At 52.4% G+C, this 16,531-nt stretch carries 16 protein-coding genes; 13 read left to right on the top strand and 3 right to left on the bottom strand.

What is annotated here, in order from left to right; translation table 11 throughout:
- The 7 genes from VE23_RS10990 to VE23_RS10960 form a co-directional block, all read left to right on the top strand.
- Nucleotides 1–708 (top strand): M42 family metallopeptidase (locus VE23_RS10990; RefSeq protein WP_232316884.1); only part of this gene is annotated, 708 nt, incomplete at its 5' end.
- 498 nt (nt 709–1,206) lie between these two features.
- Nucleotides 1,207–2,973 carry an ABC transporter substrate-binding protein gene (locus tag VE23_RS10985; protein ID WP_307721817.1) on the top strand — a complete coding sequence of 589 codons (1,767 nt, stop codon included), beginning with the start codon at nt 1,207–1,209 and terminating at the stop codon, nt 2,971–2,973.
- 216 nt (nt 2,974–3,189) lie between these two features.
- Entirely contained in the window at nt 3,190–4,155 is a 966-nt protein-coding gene (locus tag VE23_RS10980; RefSeq protein ID WP_049867977.1) for an ABC transporter permease, read from the top strand.
- Nucleotides 4,155–5,132, top strand: coding sequence for an ABC transporter permease (locus tag VE23_RS10975; protein WP_048746793.1), 978 nt, complete (start codon nt 4,155–4,157; stop codon nt 5,130–5,132). The genes VE23_RS10980 and VE23_RS10975 overlap by 1 nt, the downstream gene beginning before the upstream one ends.
- On the top strand, nt 5,099–6,136 hold the full coding sequence (locus tag VE23_RS10970; RefSeq protein ID WP_048746795.1) for an ABC transporter ATP-binding protein: 1,038 nt from the start codon (nt 5,099–5,101) through the stop codon (nt 6,134–6,136). Before VE23_RS10975 ends, VE23_RS10970 begins: the two co-directional genes overlap by 34 nt.
- Nucleotides 6,133–7,161: an ABC transporter ATP-binding protein gene (locus VE23_RS10965; RefSeq protein WP_048746797.1), complete on the top strand. Its 1,029-nt coding sequence runs from the start codon at nt 6,133–6,135 to the stop codon at nt 7,159–7,161. Before VE23_RS10970 ends, VE23_RS10965 begins: the two co-directional genes overlap by 4 nt.
- A gap of 346 nt (nt 7,162–7,507) precedes the next feature.
- On the top strand, nt 7,508–7,909 hold the full coding sequence (locus VE23_RS10960) for a DUF2500 domain-containing protein (RefSeq protein ID WP_198156154.1): 402 nt from the start codon (nt 7,508–7,510) through the stop codon (nt 7,907–7,909).
- A 188-nt stretch (nt 7,910–8,097) separates the two neighbouring features.
- Here the strand turns inward: VE23_RS10960 and VE23_RS26470 are convergent, their stop codons facing one another.
- The 3 genes from VE23_RS26470 to VE23_RS10950 form a co-directional block, all read right to left on the bottom strand.
- Nucleotides 8,098–8,547 (bottom strand): hypothetical protein, encoded by a 450-nt coding sequence (locus VE23_RS26470; RefSeq protein ID WP_127509524.1) that lies wholly within the window; start codon nt 8,545–8,547, stop codon nt 8,098–8,100.
- A 390-nt stretch (nt 8,548–8,937) separates the two neighbouring features.
- Nucleotides 8,938–9,924: a lipoate--protein ligase gene (locus tag VE23_RS10955; RefSeq protein WP_049867976.1), complete on the bottom strand. Its 987-nt coding sequence runs from the start codon at nt 9,922–9,924 to the stop codon at nt 8,938–8,940.
- Nucleotides 9,925–10,032: 108 nt separating this feature from the next.
- Entirely contained in the window at nt 10,033–10,263 is a 231-nt protein-coding gene (locus VE23_RS10950; RefSeq protein WP_021879285.1) for a hypothetical protein, read from the bottom strand.
- A gap of 752 nt (nt 10,264–11,015) precedes the next feature.
- Here VE23_RS10950 and VE23_RS10945 point away from each other — a divergent pair.
- The 6 genes from VE23_RS10945 (at nt 11,016) to VE23_RS10920 (ending at nt 16,473) form a co-directional block, all read left to right on the top strand.
- Complete coding sequence (locus VE23_RS10945) at nt 11,016–11,450, top strand: GtrA family protein (RefSeq protein WP_049867975.1); 435 nt, start codon at nt 11,016–11,018, stop codon at nt 11,448–11,450.
- Between the two features lie 551 nt (nt 11,451–12,001).
- Entirely contained in the window at nt 12,002–12,403 is a 402-nt protein-coding gene (locus tag VE23_RS10940) for a hypothetical protein (protein WP_021879282.1), read from the top strand.
- Nucleotides 12,404–12,550: 147 nt separating this feature from the next.
- Complete coding sequence (locus tag VE23_RS10935) at nt 12,551–13,327, top strand: YveK family protein (RefSeq protein ID WP_048746803.1); 777 nt, start codon at nt 12,551–12,553, stop codon at nt 13,325–13,327.
- Complete coding sequence (locus tag VE23_RS10930; RefSeq protein WP_048746804.1) at nt 13,308–14,003, top strand: CpsD/CapB family tyrosine-protein kinase; 696 nt, start codon at nt 13,308–13,310, stop codon at nt 14,001–14,003. The genes VE23_RS10935 and VE23_RS10930 overlap by 20 nt, the downstream gene beginning before the upstream one ends.
- A 611-nt stretch (nt 14,004–14,614) precedes the next feature.
- Nucleotides 14,615–15,529, top strand: a complete 915-nt coding sequence (galU, locus tag VE23_RS10925) for a UTP--glucose-1-phosphate uridylyltransferase GalU (RefSeq protein WP_048746805.1) — start codon at nt 14,615–14,617, stop codon at nt 15,527–15,529.
- Between the two features lie 44 nt (nt 15,530–15,573).
- Entirely contained in the window at nt 15,574–16,473 is a 900-nt protein-coding gene (locus tag VE23_RS10920) for a glycosyltransferase family 2 protein (protein ID WP_048746807.1), read from the top strand.
- Nucleotides 16,474–16,531: the final 58 nt, after the last annotated feature.

The following is a 16,531-nucleotide window of genomic DNA, read 5'->3' as shown; positions in this document are numbered from 1 at the left end:
CTGGACGACGCATCCCGCAGCAAGGTCGTCGACGTGAAGTCGATGTTCATCGATATCGGCGCCGACAGCCGGGAGGAAGTATTCTCCTACGGCATCCGGCCCGGACAGGCGATTGTGCCGGTATGTCCGTTCACTCCCATGGCGAATCCCAAGAAGATCATGGCCAAAGCTTGGGACAACCGGTACGGGGTCGGGCTCGCGATCGAGCTTGCCCGCGAGCTGAAGGGCAAGAAGCATCCGAACGTCGTCTATGCCGGAGCGACCGTGCAGGAGGAAGTCGGCCTCAGGGGAGCGCGCACGGCGGCGAATCTCGTTCAGCCCGATCTTTTCCTGGCGCTGGATGCAAGTCCCGCGGCGGATGCGACCGGAGACCGCAATGCGATGGGACAGCTCGGCAAGGGCGCTCTTCTGCGCATTCAGGATCCCGGCATGATCACGCATCGCGGCCTCGCTGAATTCATCCGGGAGACAGCGGAGGACGGCAGCATCAAGTATCAGTATTATTTCTCCCAAGGCGGAACGGATGCGGGGCAGGTCCATCTGTCCGGCATCGGCGTGCCTTCTGCGGTCGTAGGCCTTCCGGCGCGTTACATCCATACGGCGGCATCCATCATGCACATCGATGATTATGCGGCAGCCAAGGAGCTTTTGTTCGCGCTCGTGCAGAAGCTCGACAAGAGCGCTTTTGAATCCATTCTGGATCAATAGTCCCCTATTTCGGAAAGCCATCTCCCTTTGCAGCGGAGATGGCTTTTTTGCTGTCGACAGGACTGGATGATTGGTCGAAAAGGGAAAATAATTCCAATGAAGCGCAATTATTGTTTAACGTATTAATTTTATATTGCGTTAAAGCGTTGCATCAAAAAACAATGAAAATCATAAAAAAGTATTGGAAAAAATAATGGTTTAAAGCTGTCCTCCAGACTAGTTTCGAATGGTAAAAAAATTCCCGTTTTTTGAGACATTTTGTTTGTTTATCCCCTAAAACGCATACTATCTACAATTCTACTTCCCTTTTTAAAGATGCCACGGACCTTACAGCGGCTTGATTGTAAGCGCTACCCCAATAAAAAGAATCTATGAATAAATATGCAGTTAATAAAATTTTAATTATTTTCAGAACAATCTATATTCGGACGTTAAAAACCGTGCTACAATTGGAACCGGAAATGACATGTTTTGGCTAGAGCCAAGGAGGAATGTGGAGTGGCAGGTTCATTCAAGTGGAAAACCTTGCTCGTGGGTGTGTCCGTAATGGGGGTTTTGGTTGCAGGTTGCTCCAGCAACAGCAACAACGGCAGCAACAGCAATTCCGGCGCAAAGACAAATACGCCGGCATCGACAGCACCGGCTGAAAACACGGCTGCGAACGCAGGCGCGACAGATCCGGCCGGTCCTAAAAAGGGCGGCACGCTGACGGTCGGAACGTTCTCGGACATCAACACGACCAACCCGATTTATGTTGCCGACACTTCTTCCGGCGACGCGGCTTACTTTATGTATTCCAACCTTCTGGACTATGACAAGGACGGCAACATCGTAGCAGAGCCTTGGTCCCTGCTCGAAAGCCTTCCGGAAATTTCGGAAGACAGCAAGACTTATACGGTCAAGCTGAAAGCCAACGCGAAATGGAACGACGGTCAGCCGGTAACGGCGGACGACATCGCTTTTACGTTCAACACCATCAAGAATCCAGAAGCTGCTTCCCCTGGCATCAGCTCGTACGACAAGGTGGATAAAGTTGAAGTAATCGATCCGCAAACGGCTAAGATTACCTTGAAATCCGTCTACGCTCCATTCATCAATGTACTGGTCTCCAGCATTGTTCCTTCCCATGTTTTGAAGGACATTCCGCTTAAAGAACTGGAAAAGAACGCATTCGGCACCGATCCTGCCAAAGCTGTGACAAACGGTCCTTGGAAATGGACGGAATGGAAGCAAAAGCAATATCTGAGCTTCGAAAAAGATGCCAACTACTGGGCCAAAGACGTCAATGACGTCAACATCGACAAAGTCGTCTACAAAATCTACGCCGACCAAAACACGAACGTACAAGCCATCATCAAAGGCGATATCGATATGGTCAGCGGCATCCCGGTTACTCAGGTTGAAGCCGTTAAAGCAAAAGGCCTGAACGTGCTGCTTGCTCCAGGCCCGCTGTACGAGTACATGAGCTTCAACTTCAACAAAATGAACTGGGGAGGCAAGGAATCTCCGTTCGCCGGCGAAAAAACCCGACAAGCGATCGCTTACGCTCTGAACCGTCAAGGCATTCTCGACAATGTCCTGAAAGGCACGGGAAAAGCTTTGAATGCACCGTTCCTGCCAGGCACATGGGCTGACCCTGGCGCAGACGCCGTAACCTACAACTACGATGTAGAGAAATCGAAAGCTCTGCTTGCTGAAGATGGCTGGGTTGCAGATCCTAAAACGGGAATTCTGGCTAAAAACGGCCAAAAATTCGAGTTTGAGCTTCAATACAATGCAGGCAACAGCCGCCGTGAAGCTGTTTCTGCCGTCATTCAGGACAACCTGAAGGCTGTAGGAATCGTTGCAACGCCAAAAGCGATTGATTTCTCTTCCTGGATCGAGCAAAACATCAATCCGGGCAAATTCCAGGCGATCCTGCTTTCCTGGTCGCTCAACAGCCCGGATCCGGACGCCGAATCCATCTTCTCGTCCAAATACTTCCCGCCGAACGGCCAAAACTCCGGCTGGTACAACAACCCGACGCTGGACAAGCTGTGGGTTGACGGCTACTCCACGACGGATCAAGAGAAACGTAAAGAAATTTACAAGCAGGTCGCTCAACAAATTTCCACCAACCTTCCTTATGTCTTCTTGTACCAATACGGTACACCTGAAGTTCTTGGACCACGCGTGAAATACGCAGCAGAAGACGCTCCTGTAGCTGCTCTGGCCTATGGTTACTTCTTCGGGATCAACAAATGGTGGGTCGAGGATTCCAAATAAGGCACCGAGGCATTTGTACTGATATATTGAAAGGGGGAAGGCCCTGTCCTTCCTCCTTTCTCCTTTCTCGATTTTTACTATTTGATGGTCAAGGAAGACGGTTTTGCCCTGCGCATAACCGGCCGGTCCTAAGCCCGGATGAACACCGGTTCTGCCCGGCGCAAAGCCGGCAGCTGCCCAGCATTCAGTTTTGATGTTCCAGAGGAGGATTAAATGATGGGCGAGTATCTTGTCCGCCGGATTTTGCAGTCCGTCGTCGTACTGTTTCTGATTTCGGTTTTTACCTTCGGATTAATCCACGCCGCCCCAGGCGGTCCAACCCAGATCTTTTTGTCCCCAGGTTTGTCAGTTGAAGCAGGAAAGATCAAAGCCCATGAACTTGGTCTTGACCAGCCTATTCCTGTCCAGTATTTACAGTGGATGGGCAATATCTTAAGCGGTGATTTGGGCTCCACATTCAAGAATAATATTCCTGTTGGCGACATTCTGTGGCCTACTGTCAAAAACACGCTGATCCTTATGGGAGCAGCTTGGATTCTGACCTTGATTATCGCCATTCCCTGGGGCATCTACAACAGCACCAAGGAATACGGATTATCGGACCAGACCGCATCATTCATCTCTTATACTGGATTCGCGATGCCGGCTTTCTGGTTCGGCATTATTCTGCAGAGCTACTTTTCTTTAAAACTGGATTGGCTCCCTCTTTCCGATATGTATACAATGGGCAAGGAGGGCAACATCTCGGACTTGTTCATGCACTTGATTCTGCCTGTATCGGTGCTCTCTCTCGGCATGCTTGCCGGTTATCTGAAATATGCCCGATCCAGCATGCTTGAGGTTTTGGAGCAGGATTATATCCGTACGGCAAGAGCCAAGGGCGTGAAGGAGAACAAGGTTGTTTTCAGGCATGCTTTGCGCAATGCGCTTATTTCGCTCATTACCCTGTTCGGCCTTGATTTGCCGATCCTAGTCGGCGGCGCAGCCTTGACGGAAGCCGTCTTCAACTGGCCGGGCATGGGACGTTTATTCGTCGAAATGGCCAACTCCCGTGAATACTCCGTTTTGATGGCCATTACGCTTCTGGGCGCCGTCTTTGTCGTCGTCGGCAATTTGATTGCAGACATCTTGTATGCCGTTGTCGATCCGCGAGTTCAACTGAGCAAAGGAGGCAAGTCCTAATGAGCGCCAATCTGCAGCCAACCAGCCATCCAAGCGTACCTGTTCAGACCGGCGCTGCCCCCAATGCGGAAAAGCCGATTGGACCTTGGAGACAGACATGGAACAAGTTCAAGCGCAATCCCTTTGCCATGACAGGACTTGCCATCTTGCTGATTTTTGTATTGTCTGCCATTCTGGCGCCCTACATCGCTCCTTATGATCCCGCCAAGCAAGATTTGATGAATTCCAATTTGAAGCCGTTTACCGGAAACCATTTCTTGGGGACGGACGAATTGGGCAGGGATATATTCTCCCGCATTGTCTTTAGCGGACGAGTCTCCTTAACAGTTGGTTTTTCCGTTGCCGCGGTGTCTGTTCTGATCGGATCGTTGATTGGAGCCATATCCGGTTACTTCGGCGGTTGGATTGATATTATCTTTATGCGTTTGATCGATGTGATGATATCAATTCCGACGTTGTTCCTGAACATACTGATTGGAGCCATTTTCGGCACAAAATTCATTTATATTATTCTCATCCTCTCGTTTACGAGCTGGATGGGAGTGGCGCGTCTTGTACGGGGGAATTTCCTGCAGCTGCGCGAAATGCAGTATGTGGAAGCAGCCAAAGCGATCGGCGTCTCCAGCTGGGGCATCATCTTCCGCCATCTGCTGCGCAATGCTAGCTTCCCCATTATTGTCAATGCGACTTTAATGGTGGGCGGGGCCATTCTGGCGGAGTCGGGCCTTTCCTACCTGGGGCTCGGAATTCAAATGCCGCAAACGAGCTGGGGCCAAATGCTCAGCAATGCTCAAGAATTCATGCTTATTGATCCCATCCAAGGCGTATATCCAGGCCTTTGCATCTTTTTAGTCGTACTGTCGGTCAACTTCATCGGAGACGGCATCCGCGATGCGCTGGATCCTCGTCAAAAAATGCATCTTTCTCCAAGGAGGCTGGAAAAATGGCGCGCAAAATTCTCGAAGTCAACGAAATGAGTGCCGGCTTCTTCGTGAACAAGGAGATCTTGAAGGCTACCGACCGGATTTCGTTCAGCGTGGAAGAAGGCCAGACTCTATGCATCGTAGGAGAGAGCGGCAGCGGCAAGAGCGTCACCTCTCTCGCCGTCATGCGTCTCATCGATTACGCGGGAGGCATGATTCTCGAAGGCGACATCAAATTCAACGGTGAAGTTCTTTCGGAAAAGGATCAGGATGAAATGCGCAGTATCCGGGGCAACCAGATCGCGATGATCTTCCAGGATCCGATGTCTTCGCTCAATCCCGTATTCACGGTTGGAGAGCAGATAGCCGAGAGCCTTCGTCTCCATCAAAGGAAAAGCCCGAAGGACGCTATGAAGATGGCCATTGATCTGCTTCGCGAGGTCGGCATTCCATCTCCGGAGGTTCGCGCCCGCCAGTATCCGCATGAGCTGTCCGGCGGGATGTGCCAGCGCGTCGTCATCGCGATCGCACTCGCCTGCCGGCCGGAGCTGCTCATTGCGGACGAGCCGACAACGGCTCTCGACGTAACCGTTCAGGCGCAAATCCTCGATCTCCTGCAGCAGCTGCAGAGGGAAACGGGAATGTCGATTGTCCTCATTACTCATGATATGGGCGTAGCGGCAGAGGTTGCTGACCGGATCGTCGTCATGTATGCCGGGGGAATCATGGAAGAAGGCTCTGTCGAGGAGATTTTCAGCAAGCCGAGCCATCCGTATACGGTCGGGCTGCTGAAGTCGATTCCTGGTTTTGAAGCCAAGACGGAAGAAGACCTTTACACGATCAAAGGCAATATTCCGCGAATCAATCAGCTTCCGGGAGGCTGCCGCTTCCACCCGCGCTGCCCGCATGCGATGGATATTTGCCGCCGCGAAGAGCCGGGATTCTTCCAGCTTGGCAATGATCACAAAGCAGCGTGCTGGCTGTTCGAGGAGCATTCCGATGAGTCTCCGCTATCCCCAAGGATCAACATTGGCAGTCAAGGGGAGGTAACGGTATGAGCAGGCAGCTGTCCAACGAAACTTTGATTGAAGTCAAACATATCAAGAAGTACTTCCCGATCAAGAAGGGCTTGCTCAGCCGAGTCGTGGGCCAGGTCAAAGCCGTGGACGATATTTCCCTGGAAATCAAAAAAGGGGAGACATTCGGCCTTGTCGGCGAATCCGGCTGCGGCAAGTCGACGCTTGGACGTGTAATCCTGCGGCTGCAAAGCGCCACGGAAGGCCAAGTGGTCTACAACGGCGAGGACATCCACTCGCTTGGCTCCGGCAAGCTTCGCGATCTCCGTCAAGATCTTCAAATCATCTTCCAGGATCCGTTCGGATCGCTGAACCCGCGCTTCCGCGTCAGCGACGTCATCGGCGAACCGCTCAAGGTGCATACGAATATGTCTGGAAAAGATATCGACGCTCGTGTCGTCGAGCTGATGGAGCTAGTCGGCCTTGACGCTTCCCGCCGCAACCGCTATCCGCATGAGTTCTCCGGCGGCCAGCGGCAGCGGATCGGCATCGCGCGTGCGATCGCGCTCAATCCGAAGTTCATCGTCGCGGACGAAGCCGTCAGCGCCCTGGACGTGTCCGTCCAGTCCCAGGTGCTCAACCTGCTGGCGAAGCTGCAGCGTGAGCTTGGTCTGACCTTCCTGTTCATCGCTCACGGCCTCAACGTCGTCCGCCACATCTCGGATCGCGTCGGCGTCATGTATCTCGGCAAGCTGGCAGAAGTCGGCCCGACGGAGGAGCTGTACAACAAGCCGCTGCATCCGTATTCCGCAGCGCTGCTGTCCTCCATTCCGAAGCCGAATCCGGCTCTCAAGCGCGAGCGCATCATTCTCAAGGGCGATGTGCCTTCGCCGGCGAACCCTCCATCGGGCTGCCGCTTCCATCCGCGCTGTCCGCTCGCGCAGGATCGCTGCAAGGCGGAAGAGCCGCTGCTTCGCGAGGTGCTGCCTGGCCGTCAAGTCGCTTGCCACTTCCCGCTTCTTGAGGAAGGCGATCTGCAGCGCATGGCTTCGGGACGTTTGGGATAATAGATTTCACAATGAAATAGAGAAGAAGCCCCCTGACGGGGGGCTTCTTTTCGTTTTAGGATGTTGTCTGCCAATTGGAATTTGCAGAGTTGGTTTTTACTCTTTAGAGTGCGTGAGCCCAGAAGGGGGGGGACTCAATAACGGGTGAAGTTTTGTACAAGCGTGAACGTAAGTTAAATCTTGGTTGTCTTAATATGGAACCCGGTTAGCTGCAGTCATGCAAAAATCAAAATATCCTGCCCTCCGTTAGGACAAGATCCGCCATTCCGGGAGAATAAGCCGGCTCGGCCGTCATACAATGGGACTAAGGATACATCATGCGGACACATCTGGGGAGGGAGCGGGAATGGGGACCGGGATGAGCATGGAATCGATCTTCTCCACGGCAGGAACGGCATTCACGATTCTGATTGCGGTCATTGCGGTGATCATCGGTGCGGGCCTCTGGAAATCCTACTCGGGCTGGAGCCGCAACAACGGCCAGCCTCAGCTGTCGGTGAAGGCGGCCGTGGTCAGCAAGCGGTCCCGGGTCCGCAGCCAGCAGCCCTATGAGGAAGGCTCGCATCAGCAGACGCTGACCGATTATTTTGCGACTTTCGAAGTCGAAAGCGGAGATCGGATGGAATTCTCGGTCACAGGCCGGGATTTCGGCCTGCTGGCTGAAGGGGATACCGGCAAGCTCACCTTCCGCGGCTCCCGCTACCAAGGGTTTGAAAGAGACAATAATCGCGTCATCCAATTCGGATGATACTTCATCTGCAAATACCAGCCGGAATCTCCCTCATGGAGCATTCCGGTTTATTTGATTTAAATTTAGCTGGCTAGATTGTAAGCAGACGAATAGAAGCGCTGTCTCGTGCAGAAATAAGCTGCCATCCTAGAACAGGATAGCAGCTTGATTGAACAAAAAGGGCGATCATTGCCTATTCATCCTAATTAGACATCATCTTTAACGGAAAGATAAATCGAACCATTTGAACCATCGGACGTGGTGTATTTGAACGTCCAGGTGCCGACTTGTCCTTTTCCCCACGTGGGTTCACTTGTCACAGCTTCACCTGGCTGCAAGGTCCGATCCAGCCAATTCACATTCTGGGGACTGACAAGATACAATTTTACGGGTTTTGCGGAATCGTTTCGAACGTATATTCTTACCGCAGTATCAACGGTTTTGCTGAAATGAAACGATGTCGATCCTTGGCCTCCGTTAATGGTATAATTTCCAGCATTCACAAGAGTTTGCTGAGGAGTAATTTCGGATGGGGATCCAAGATGGAGAAGGGAAGATGATTGGGCTCCTTGGGCAGGAAGAGCACTAGCTGGGGAACCAGCAAGCAGGGCGGCTGAAATCACAGACGATGCTAAAACAAACGAAAGCTTTTTCATGTTTTTTCCTCCTTAGGATATTTTTAATACATACAAATAATAACATTAAATAAGGTTTAAATCCATTTTATTTAAATTAAAAAATATTAATGTTTCAAAAAAAATACGATTTATTTATTTGATACTTTTCTTTATATGTGGGAAAACTGAAGGAAAGAAATACTTTTTAAGTAATCTAAAGAAATATTTGAGTATTCGAGCTCCGAGAGGATGGAGAAAAAGGAAAGAGGCTCTATGCAAGCAGTTACTCCGTATAGAGGCCATCAACAAAAAAAGGATTCCGGAGACTGGAATCCCTGTTTAAGCTTTGAATAGATAATGGAAAGCTGCTCGGCCCGTAATCTAGAAGAAGCCTCTTGCATTCATGACTGGAGAGGAAGAGACAGGATTTTAAAACAGAAGTTCAATAAACTCATCCAAGCTGACGGGGCCTAAATAAGGTGTCAAACCGGTATCCGACAACGCCTCGCGGACGGACTGCTGATCATAGCGCACTCCTGCAAGCAGCTTCTCAAGCTCGGCAACTTCGCCGGTTCCAAAAAAATCTCCGTAGATGGAAGCCTGTTCAATACGTCCGGCCTCGACATTCAGCCGTACATCAAAGGTTCCCGCTGATAGCCTCTTCACCTGACGCAAGTTGAATGCCGGAGAACGCCCGTAGTTCCACTCCCAGTTGCGATAGCGCTCCTCCGAGATTTTGCGGACGCCTTCCCAGTCCGCTTCCGTCAGCTCGTAGGCTTCGACGGGGTGGCCATCGTATAAAGTCTCAAGCAAATAGGAACGGAACTGCTCCACCGTCATCGGCTTCTGCAGAAACTCAGAAATGTTGGCGACACGGCTGCGAATGGATTTTGTCGACTTGGACTTGAACTTCTCCGGATTGGCTTTGAGCGCCGATGCGACATGTGTGATGTCGGATTGGAACAACAACGTGCCGTGAGTGAACATACGGCCGCGTGTCGCGAACTGGGCGTTGCCCGATATTTTGCGTTCGCCGACCTGGATGTCATTCCGTCCGCTTAGCTCGGCTTCTACGCCTAACGAGCGAAGCGCTTGAATGACCGGTTCCGTGAATTTGCGGTAGTTGCGGAAGGATTCGCCATCATCCTTGGTGATGAAGCTGTAATTCAAGTTGCCGTGATCATGATAGACGGCCCCGCCACCAGATAGCCGGCGTACGACATGAATATCCTGTTCCTTGACATAGTCTTCGTTGATTTCCTCCAGCGTATTCTGGTTTTTCCCAATGATGATGGACGGTTCGTTGATGTAAAACAGCAGATAATCCTCATCAGCGGGAAGATGGCGAAGAATATATTCTTCGAGAGCCAGATTAAGGGATGGATCATGCATGTCCCGGTTGTCGACAAACAGCATTGGCGCTTCCTCCTCGAGTTCTGTACGGATGTTGATTCCACTGTACCATAACGGAGCTCAATGCAAAAATGCCGCCTGCTGGGGCAGGCGGCATTGGCATGGTAGAGATCAATAAAGGGAAATCGTAAGCGTGTCTTTTTCATTGATCGTATGGAGAGTAGCTTCGCTTCCCGAGATTTCGACGCTGATCAGGGAACGGATGGAGCCTTTGAGAGCATTTTTGCCTGTGGACAGCTTGCGGTTCAATACCTCGCCTAACTTATCCAGTGCTTTTTTATTGTTTTGTTCGGCGATATATACAGGAATCTTCTTGTTTTGGAAGGAAATCAGAGTTCTCATGTTCTTATCACTCCAATCAATTCGAATGGTTGAGTATATTGTACCCAATCAAGATTAATAGATTCTTAAAAAAGGGTTATGAATTCGTTACAATTAGCCCGGAATCAAGCTTTTCCGTTCTTAAATCGCATGCAATCTAATCCTTTAGTAAAGTAAGTATAATCATTGAGTGTGTCGGATGCAACCCATAGCCCAAAATTTCATGACTAAAAAAGGTTCCGTGTTAAACGTTCTTCATGTGCTTGCGCATTCCTGCCTGTGGAAACGAGGAAGTAGACATATCTTTTCCCCGATAATCTGACAGAATATTGTCGAGTGTGACGGCATCGTCCATACGGTCCGTCGGGCGAAGGCAAGTACTTGCTGTCCGAATCGGGAGATTGAAAACCATATATATAGGAAGAGAAGGAATGAACCTGACGGTCTTCTTGCGCATGAGACCGCGTATCGACATCGAACAGCCCGCAGCCCTATCATCATTCTGCTGAAACGCCTCATTCCGCTTGGATGCTCTTCGCCAAGGCTATGCCTGAATCCATTCATTTCTCCGTTCAAGGAGCGGAAGAAAACGATCGATCTTGACTTGACTGGATAAAGATACATGGGATACTCTTCTAGGTATCACTACCTTCTCTAACGATAGGCATTCAACGGCAAATGGGAGAATGCCCTTTTGGTTGTAGAGGTCATCTCTTGAACCGATGTCATCGCTTGCTTCTATATAGAGACGTACAAGGATTGGAAGGATTACGATGGGAATGTTAATGAAATACGCATTGACCGGCGTATTGAATACAGTTCTGGATTATGCGATTTTCGGTCTTCTGAACGCGGTTTTTGGAGTCCACTATTTGATCGCGCAGACGATCAGCTACGCGGTCGCCACAATCAACAGCTATCTGGTCAACCGGAGCTGGACGTTCAGAAGCTCGGAGCCGGGACGCAAAGGCGAATGGCTCCGGTTTTTGGCCGTGAACCTGTTCACATTCGGAATTTCGACTGCTGTACTGGCTGTTTTTCACGGCGGGTTGGGATGGAATACGCTGATTGCGAAAGGAATTGCCGTCGTCGTTGCGACCGGAGCCGGATTTGCCGCCAATAAATATTGGGTATTTCGCGTCAAGAAAGTGTCTCCGGACGTGACCAAAGTCTCGAATTCTGTCGAATCGGGTCTGGAAAAACCTTGAACGCCACCATCATTTCTTCCTCTCGTTCCTAAGTCCCTGAATGCGGCCGTCTGTTATAGGACTACTGCCGGGGCGCCGAAACAAGAAGGGACAGACGACAGAACAGGAAAACCGCTCAAGAGAGCGGTTTTTTGTTCTTTCACGGACCTGGAAGCGACTGCGACAATAGTCTGCTTCATGGAAGCCTTGCGGAAGCTTCCATCGAAGATGACGATAACGCATACATTTCCATGAAAACGTGAACAAGTCTGAATATTCCTGCGCTATAATGCATGAAACTAGGAGCAGGGTACTTGAAAACAGGACCTGAAAATGAACAGGAAAGACTAATCCAAACACATCTTTCTTCCCTCTAGCTTTTGCGACGAACTGTGTCATAATCGAACCAACAAGCTGAATAGCAGCGAATCTGCTGTGAGGCTGACTGCAATCCCCTGGCAGCCCGTGTCTGAAAATACCGAATGCTGAAGCTTTGATCTGACAACAGACGCGCTTTTCATCCATGCATGGCGAGCATCGATGGAAGCGACGATACAGGGAGGGACAAAGGGATGGCGGTCCGCAAACTATCGCTTGTCACGGAATACGAGGGACTGAACGAGCAAATCCAGAGAACAAGGGAGAGCCTGCAGGCATTTATGGAGATGGAGCAGAAAAAGCTGAAATTGCGCCAATTCCTTCAAGTACTCGCGGAGGATGAAAGCCTCGGCTCCGCCAATCAGGCCGATTCGCTTGCCGAGCTGCTGTATGTGACGGAATATCCGCTCCGCCGTGAATTCGTGTTCGATTACAAGAAGAACCGCTACGTGCCGGGAAGCCAGAAACCGCGCATCGATCTGGCTGAGCTTCTGACGCTTCTTCTGGACAAGAAGGGCATCGATAAAAGCTTCGAGGATCTGATGGAGCATATTCTCCGCGGCGGAAGCCTGGATGATTTCCTGGAGGGAAACTAACAAGCCGTCATAAGATAGAAGAAGCCAATGGGAATTGCGCTCTTTTTTTTCTCAAAAAGTTCTCGAAATGAATAATTAAAGAAAATTAATAATTCAAATAGGAGCCTGTTCTCATATATTCAACCATTTTTTACTGGAGGGAACATCTTGGAAATCAAACATTATGCCTACATCATCCGCAAGCGGCTATGGCTGATCGCAGCCATCGTCATCGTGAGCTGCTCGCTGGCCGCAACCTACTCCTATTGGTACGCCAAACCCCAATACGAGGCTTCGGCCAAGCTGCTCGTCGGACAGGTCAAGGACGGCGGCGGTTTGATGTCCAGCATCGACCTCAGCATGATCAACAGCAATATCCAGCTGATCAAAACCTACAAGGAAATCATCAAGACGCCGCGCATCATGCAGATCGTCGCCGAACAATATCCGCAGCTCCATCAAAGCGCCGGCGAGCTCGCCGGGAAGGTGACGGTGACATCCGTCAACGACACCCAGGTCATGTCGGTTACCGCCAGAGACGAGTCGTTCGCCGGGGCGGCGAATATTGTGAATGCCGTCTCCCTCGTCTTCTCCAAGGAAATTCCCAAGCTGCTGCAGGTCGACAACGTCTCGATTCTGAATCAAGCCGATCCTGCTGCCGGGGCCGCGCCGGTCGCTCCAAACGCCAAGCTGAATATCGTCACGGCGTTCGCCCTTTCGCTGCTGGCGGGTCTGGGGCTGGCGTTCCTGCTTGAGTATCTCGACGATACGATCAAGTCCGAAGAAGATGTCCGCGACGCCCTTGGACTTCCGGTGCTTACGGCGATTCCGAAATTCAAGGAGAGAGAGGCGACCGCCAAGGGCGGCAGCAATCTGAACAATACGGAAACGATACCGGCTTCCGGCCATGTGGGGAGGAAAAGCAATGTCTCGCTTGACGCGTAATTGGACGCTCATAACGGCAAGCAATCCGAAGTCGCCGATCTCGGAATCATACCGGATGCTCCGTACCGGGGTGGACTACGCCGGAGTCGACGATCCGGTCGACCTGCTGATGGTCACCTCTTGCCGGGCAGGAGAAGGCAAAAGCACGACTTCGGCCAACATGGCCGTCACCTTTGCCCAGGCGGGGCAAAAAGTGCTGCTGATCGATGCGGATATGCGGAAACCTTCTCAGCATCATATCTTTTCCCTCAGCAACCGGGGAGGACTCACCGGAGTGCTGCAAGGACGCAGCACGCTCGAGCAGGGGGTTCAAGCTGCGGAGGTGGACAATCTCGATATTTTGACAGCGGGGCCGACTCCCCCCAACCCTTCGGAGATGCTCGGGTCGAGAGCGATGGCCGCGCTGCTGGAGCTGGCCAAGGAGCAGTACGATCAGGTCATTGTCGACACGCCTCCTATTCTGGCTGTGACGGATGCCCATATCGTAGCCGGCAAGTGCGACGGCGTCGTGCTCGTCATCGATTCCGGCAAAGTGAAGAGCGATACGGCGCGGAAAGCGAAGGAAACGCTTGAAAACGCCGGGTCGCGGATGCTCGGAGTCGTTCTCAACAATGTCGACCGGGACGGCAACAGCGGCTACTACTATTACTACTACGGCGGCGAGGAGCAGGCTTGAGCACGGAATGGACGGATTTTTCCCGCAAGCGGAAATTGAGCCGCCTCCAGCCGTGAGGATTGGCCGGCAAGCCGGGCGAGGCGGTTCGAATCAGCCCAGGTAATGTCTCCTGCACCTCTATCACCGGAGGCACTCGGTCATGCTGTGGGCCAGCGGCCTTAGACGTTCATCGTCGAGGGCATGACGTGAGGCGGGGTTCGATGCCCCCTGTGTTGGTTTGGAGATTTTCCGGTGAGGTTTCACCGGTGCTTTTGAGAATCGGAGCTGTGCGAGAAATGAGCGCGGCGGACATAAACTTGTTTCGGCGTAGGAAATGAGCAGGCGGAATGGCCATGTAGAGTTTTTTGGAACAGTTGATAGCGGACGATGCGCAGGTTTTTGCGACTGCTGATAGCGGAAGGGGCGGAATCGTTCTGGAGAAGCGTGAGCGTTCGCCTTTGAAGACCGGATTCCCCCAAAAGAAGTTCATGAAATCCGGGCTTCAACAGCGATCGGAAGAACGATCCGTACCTGCAGCGGTTTTGCTGCAATGTGCATCAGCTGCAGCAAATCGAGCGTTATGGGCGGTATTTGAGCAAATGAAACCATTCCAAATAGATAGGGTGAGCGTCATGCAAAAAGTGAGAAAAGCGATTATTCCCGCCGCCGGCTTAGGAACGCGATTTTTGCCGGCAACCAAAGCGATGCCGAAGGAAATGCTCCCGATCGTAGACAAGCCGACGATCCAGTACATCGTCGAGGAAGCGATCGAGTCCGGCATCGAGGACATTATCGTCGTCACCGGCAAGGGCAAACGGGCGATCGAGGACCACTTCGACATCGCTTTCGAATTGGAGCATACGCTTCAGGAGAAAGGCAAGCTGGACATTTTGGAGAAGGTCCGCCGCTCATCCAACGTCGAGATCCACTATATCCGGCAAAAAGAAGCCAAAGGGCTTGGCCATGCGGTCTGGTGCGCCCGCAACTTCATCGGCAACGAGCCGTTCGCGGTTCTGCTCGGGGACGACATCGTGCAATCGGATGTCCCTTGCACGCGGCAACTGATCGAGCAGTATGACCAGACCGGGAAATCGGTCATCGGTGTCCAGACCGTAGGCGTCGAACAGACTCATCGCTACGGCATCGTCGATCCGATCGGCAATCTGGATCACCCGCTCAGCAGGCTGCATGGCGTCAATCGGTTCGTGGAAAAGCCGGCTCCGGGAGAAGCGCCGTCCAATCTGGCCATCATGGGCCGATATGTGCTGACGCCGGAAATTTTCGAATTTCTCGGCAGGCATGAGACGGGAGCGGGAGGAGAAATCCAGCTCACGGACGCGATCCAGCGGCTCAACGAGCATCAGGGCGTGTATGCCTATGATTTCGAAGGGATCCGTTATGATGTCGGCGAGAAGCTCGGGTTTATTCTTACGACGCTGGAGTTCGCAATTCGCAACCCTGAGCTTCGTCATCCTCTGCTTACCGAGATGGGCGAAATGCTGGAGCGGGAGCTGGGCAGGGGGCTGCTGGCGGCACGCGGCGAATAGGCTGCCGGGGAGCTGGAGGACCATACGGAAACGGAGTTGGAAGCATGAAGGTAACGGTCGCAATCTGTACGCATAACCGCGCCGCAGACACGAAGGAAGCGGTATGGAGCGTGCTCGGGCAGCAGTTCGATTCCAATCAGTACGAGGTGCTCGTCGTGGACAACAAGTCGACGGACGGCACATGGGAGACGATGCTCGAGCTGCAGCGCACGCCTGGCGTCGGACCGGAGCGGGTGCGCTGCGTACGGGAGGAGACGCTCGGCTTGTCGGCGGCGAGAAACCGGGCCATCAGGGAAGCGAGAGGTCAATACATCCTCTTCCTGGACGACGACGCCGTGGCGAAGCCAGGCTGGATGGGAGCGATCATCGACGTGTTCGAGCGGGATGCCGGCATCGGATGCGTAGGCGGCAAGATCGACCCGGTATGGGAAGGCGGCGAGCCGGCTTGGCTGCCGGACATGTTCAAGACGCTGTACACGGTGCTGGATTACGCGCCGGGCGTCACGGAGATGGAAGCTCCGCGGATTCCATTCGGAGCGAACGTCGCGTTCCGGGCGGATGTATTCAAGCGCCATGCCCCGTTCCGCGAGGATCTCGGCCGTGTCGGGAGCAATCTGCTGTCGAGCGAGGAGAGCGAGCTCATCGACCGGATCCGGGCGACGCATAAGGTATGCTACACCCCGCATGCCGTCGTCGACCATAAAATCGCCAAAAGCCGCATCAGCCGCAAATGGTTCCTGCGCCGGGTGTACTGGCAGGGCATAAGCGATGCCGCCCGCAAGCAGCGCGGCCCCGGATATCTCCTGAAGCAGGCGGTGAAGGTGCCGGTCTCGGCGCTGCTGCTGCCGTTCGCCTTGACGGACAGCCGCAAAGCGATCGTCCAGCTGCGCCGCATCCAGTACAGCAACGGCTATATCGCCGGCTGCCTCGGATTGTACAAGTGATCGGAGAGGCTTTCTCTTTTTTTACCCTGGAGGTCGCGTTATGAATAATAAAATGAAA

Origin of the sequence: Paenibacillus sp. D9 (genome assembly GCF_001188365.1) — a bacterium.
Classification (GTDB): domain Bacteria; phylum Bacillota; class Bacilli; order Paenibacillales; family Paenibacillaceae; genus Paenibacillus_O; species Paenibacillus_O humicus.
Note: the sequence above shows the minus strand (reverse complement) of the source record. Positions and strands in the feature narration are given on the sequence as shown.